We start from the raw sequence: 4,162 nt of genomic DNA, 5'->3' as shown, positions 1-4,162 counted from the left end.
CGCATCGGCTGCCATGCGAAGCGAATCGAGGTCGAACCGCCGGTGATCTGCCCGCCTCCCAGCAACGGATCGCCATACAGCTTGTCGTTGGGCGGCGCATGATCGAGCGTCACTTGCTGCAACGGCACGGCCAGTTCCTCGGCGATCAGCATGGGAATCGAGGTGTAGACGCCTTGCCCCATCTCTACCTTGGGCATCACGAGCGTCACGCGGCTTTCGCGATCGATTCGGATGAACGCGTTCGGCGCGAAGGTGCCGGGCGCTGCGACCTCGGAAGCCTGACCTTCGACGGCGGATCGACGCGCATGCGCGCCGCGGTCGGTCGCGGCATCGGCTCGCACGCTGAAGCCGAGCAACAATCCGCCGCCAGCGGCTGCACCGAGCGTCATGCCGAACTTCAGAAACGTCCTTCGCGAGACGCCGGAACCGGCCGGCTCGTCTGCCAGGTCCGGAGCGCCAACGGCGCTGCCTTCGAAGCTATGCGCGAGATTGAAGAGTCCTTTGGACATGTCAGACTTCCCCCGCCGCGTGCTTCACGGCCGCACGAATGCGGTTGTAGGTGCCGCAACGGCAGAGGTTGCCCGACATCGCCGCATCGATATCCGCATCGCTCGGCTTCGGGTTTTGGGCGAGCAGCGAGGCAGCCGACATCACCTGCCCCGACTGGCAATAACCGCATTGGACGACATCGAGATCGCGCCAGGCTTCCTGCACCTTGCGCCCTGCCGGCGTGGCGCCGACGGCTTCAATCGTCGTGACTTTCTTGCCGGCGACGGCCGACACCGGCAGCACGCACGAGCGCACCGCGGCCCCATCGAGATGGACCGTACACGCACCGCACTGAGCGATGCCGCAACCGAACTTCGTGCCGGTCAGGCCCACTACATCGCGCAGTACCCAAAGTAGCGGCATGTCGTCCGGCACGTCGAGCGTGTGGACCTTTCCGTTGATCGTCAGCGTCGCCATCCTCACTCCCTTCTTATTGTCTCAATGAGTCGATATCGATCACGAAGCGATATTTCACATCGCTCTTCAACATCCGGCCGTAAGCTTCGTTGATCTGCTGCATCGGAATCATTTCGATATCCGAGGTAATGCCATGCTGACCGCAAAAATCGAGCATCTCCTGCGTTTCGGCGATTCCCCCGATCAGCGAACCCGCCAGCCGGCGGCGCTTCAGGATCAGGTTGAACACTTGCGGCGACGGATGATCGTGCTCGGGTGCGCCGACCAGCGTCATCGTCCCATCGCGCTTGAGCAGTGCGATGAACGGATTCAAATCGTGTTGCGCGGCAACCGTATTGATCAAAAGATCGAAGCTGTTTGCATGTTTGGCCATCGCCTCGGGGTCCTTCGAGATGACGACCTCGTCCGCCCCCAACCGCTTGCCGTCTTCGACCTTCGACGCCGACGTCGTGAAAAGCACCACGTGCGCGCCCATTGCGTGCGCGAGCTTCACACCCATGTGGCCGAGGCCGCCGAGACCGACGATGCCGACTTTCTTGCCCGGGCCGGCGCCCCAGGTGCGCAACGGCGAATAAGTCGTGATGCCCGCGCACAGCAACGGTGCGACGGCAGCCGGATCGAGGTTGTCGGGCACGCGCAGCACGAACGCTTCGTCGACGACGAGGTTCGTCGAATAGCCGCCGTAGGTCGTTTCACCCGTTACGCGATCCGTGCCGTTGTAGGTGCCGACGAAGCCGTTCTCGCAGTATTGCTCGAGGCCCTCCTGGCAGCTCGCGCAGGTTCGGCATGAATCGACGAGACAGCCGACGCCGACGAGGTCGCCCGCTTTATAGCGCGTGACGGCCGGCCCGACTTCCATCACGCGGCCCACGATCTCGTGGCCCGGCACCACCGGGTAGAGGGTGTTGCTCCATTCGTTGCGTGCCTGGTGCAGGTCCGAGTGACATACGCCGCAGAACATCACTTCGATATGCACGTCGTGCTCGCGCAGACCGCGACGCTCCAATTCGAACGGCGCGAGCGGCGATTGCGCGTTCTGGGCTGCGTAGGCGTGAGTCTTGTACATGGTCGCTCCTGTCATGCGGTTGGCAAATCGAGCCTCACATCCTAGGCAGCGGCCGTGCCGCGCGAAATACCTGAACCTCTTGAAGCCTTGCCTGTTTCTCTTGGCGCCCAGCAAAACCGCGCCGTTGGTGGTAGATTTCGAGCCTGTTCCTCTTGCCAGACCGTTCCCCGGACATGACGCATTCTTCTTCGGAAACCGCTCGTGTGGGCATCGACGCATCGCAGGCACGCGTCGTCGAATTGCTGGGCCGGCTCGCGCCGGCCGAAGGCATCGTGCCTTCGTCGATCGAAGGCGTAAAGCTGATGCGCCTGAACCATCGCTGCCCGCGCATACCGGTCTTGTACGACCCGAGCATCGTCATCGTCTGCCAAGGACGGAAACGAGGATTCCTGGGCGCTCAGACCTTCGTCTACGACCCGCAGCACTATCTCGTGATGGCCGTGCCGCTGCCGTTCGAATGCGAGACCGAAGCGACGCCTGACGAACCGCTGCTGGCCGTCAAGATCCAGATGGATCTCGCTGTCGTCGCGGAACTGCTGATTGCGCTGAACGACTCGCGCGGTCCCATCCAGGGCGAGCCGCGGGCGTTTTACGCCACTCCGCTCGAAAGGCCGCTCGCCGATGCGGTATTGCGGCTCGTGGAAGCGCTGGCCTCGCCTGCCGACGCCCCGATTCTCGGCCCGGGCATCGTGCGCGAGATCTGCTATCGCGTGCTGACCGGTCCGCAAGGCGATGTCATTCGCGTCGCGCTGACGCATCAGCATCATTTCGGTCGCATTGCGAAGGCGTTGCGCCGCATTCATTCGGATTACCAGAACACTCTCGACGTCGAAACGCTCGCGCGCGAGGCAGGCATGAGTCTCGCGGTGTTCCATGCGCAGTTCAAGGCCGTGACGGCCACTTCGCCGATGCAGTATGTGAAGACCACGCGGCTGCACCATGCGCGTTTGCTGATGGCGCAAGACGGGCTCAACGTGAGCGCGGCGGCGGCTCACGTCGGCTATGAAAGTGCCTCGCAGTTCAGCCGCGAATTCAAGCGGCTTTTTGGCGTCACGCCCGCCGACGAGGCGCGGCGCGTGCGCGCGGCGGTCGGCTCGCCGCCGCCCGTCGCGCCTTTACGCAGCCAGTATGTGACGGCTGAATGAGCAAGCGTTCCGTTTTGAGCTCGGGGCTTCGTTACCGGGGCGCATCGCCGAAGCGATATTCGTAGCTCAATTCGTCGAGCTTCGTTTTGAGCGCGGCATCGAGTGGTCGGGCCGCGGCCGCGATGGAATCGCTCAATTGCTCGGGCCGGCTGGCGCCGATGATCGCCGAGGTGATGGCGGGATTGGCCAGTACCCAGCCGACGGCTGCGGTCACGGGCGACAGCCCGGCCTCAGCCGTCGTTTTACAGAACGCGTCGACCGTTTCGAATTCGCGCTCGTGCCAGTAGCGCTCCTGATACACCGCACCGGCCGTGCCGAGCGTGAAGCGCCCTTCGGGGGGCGTCGCACCGCGCTTATGCTTGCCCGTCAATAGGCCGCCGGCCAGCGGGTTGTAGGGAATCACGCCAAGCCCTTCTTCTTCGGCCAGCGGCAGCAGTTCGCGCTCGATCTGGCGGAACAGCAGGTTATAGCGCGGCTGAACCGAGACGAAGCGCGCAAGCCCGAGCGTATCGGCACGGCCTAAAGCACGCGCGAGCCGGTAGGCCAGGAAATTGGAGACACCGATATAGCGGGCACGTCCCGAGCGCACGATCGTATCGAGCGCTTCGAGTGTTTCGTCGATGGGCGTTTCGCGATCGTCGGAGTGCAGTTGGTAGAGATCGACGTAATCCGTGCCGAGCCGCTTTAGCGACGCATCGATGGCATCGAGCAGGTGTTTGCGCGAGGCGCCTTGATCCCACGGCGACGGGCCCATTTTGCCGACGGCTTTCGTTGCGAGCACGAAGCGTTGGCGCTTGTCCTTCAGCCAGCGTCCGACGATTTCCTCGGTGGCGCCGACGTTTGAGTCGCCACCGCCTAGGGGATAGACGTTGGCCGTATCGAAAAAGGTAATGCCGGCATCGGCGGCGGTTGCCATGATGCGGCCCGACGTCGCTTCGTCGGTCTGAAAGCCGAACGTCATTGTGCCGAGACACAGGCGCGAAAC

At 63.4% G+C, this 4,162-nt stretch carries 5 protein-coding genes; 1 reads left to right on the top strand and 4 read right to left on the bottom strand.

What is annotated here, in order from left to right; genetic code table 11:
• From VGL01_RS19115 to VGL01_RS19105, 3 genes are all read right to left on the bottom strand, one after another.
• Positions 1-509, bottom strand: a 509-nt coding sequence (locus VGL01_RS19115; protein WP_331572095.1) for a molybdopterin cofactor-binding domain-containing protein, incomplete at its 3' end; no start/stop codon positions are given.
• A gap of 1 nt (position 510) precedes the next feature.
• Positions 511-966, bottom strand: a complete 456-nt coding sequence (locus tag VGL01_RS19110) for a (2Fe-2S)-binding protein (RefSeq protein ID WP_331572093.1) — start codon at positions 964-966, stop codon at positions 511-513.
• A 13-nt stretch (positions 967-979) separates the two neighbouring features.
• The gene (locus tag VGL01_RS19105; protein WP_331572091.1) at positions 980-2,032 is read right to left on the bottom strand and encodes an NAD(P)-dependent alcohol dehydrogenase; all 1,053 of its coding nucleotides are present in this window, start codon (positions 2,030-2,032) and stop codon (positions 980-982) included.
• A 173-nt stretch (positions 2,033-2,205) separates the two neighbouring features.
• Here VGL01_RS19105 and VGL01_RS19100 point away from each other — a divergent pair, with 173 nt between their 5' ends.
• Positions 2,206-3,177 (top strand): AraC family transcriptional regulator, encoded by a 972-nt coding sequence (locus VGL01_RS19100; RefSeq protein WP_331572089.1) that lies wholly within the window; start codon positions 2,206-2,208, stop codon positions 3,175-3,177.
• Between the two features lie 31 nt (positions 3,178-3,208).
• Here VGL01_RS19100 and VGL01_RS19095 read toward each other — a convergent pair.
• A partial coding sequence (locus VGL01_RS19095; protein WP_331572087.1) for an aldo/keto reductase occupies positions 3,209-4,162 on the bottom strand: 954 nt, incomplete at its 5' end.

Source organism: Trinickia sp. (genome assembly GCF_036503415.1).
Classification (GTDB): domain Bacteria; phylum Pseudomonadota; class Gammaproteobacteria; order Burkholderiales; family Burkholderiaceae; genus Trinickia.
The sequence above is the reverse complement of the archived record's forward strand: the minus strand, read 5'-3'. Positions and strand labels throughout refer to the sequence as shown.

Coding starts and splice junctions, on each gene's coding strand:
- VGL01_RS19110 (WP_331572093.1), bottom strand. CDS start 966: ATGGCGACGCTGACGATCAACGGAAAGGTCCACACGCTCGACGTGCCG.
- VGL01_RS19105 (WP_331572091.1), bottom strand. CDS start 2,032: ATGTACAAGACTCACGCCTACGCAGCCCAGAACGCGCAATCGCCGCTC.
- VGL01_RS19100 (WP_331572089.1), top strand. CDS start 2,206: ATGACGCATTCTTCTTCGGAAACCGCTCGTGTGGGCATCGACGCATCG.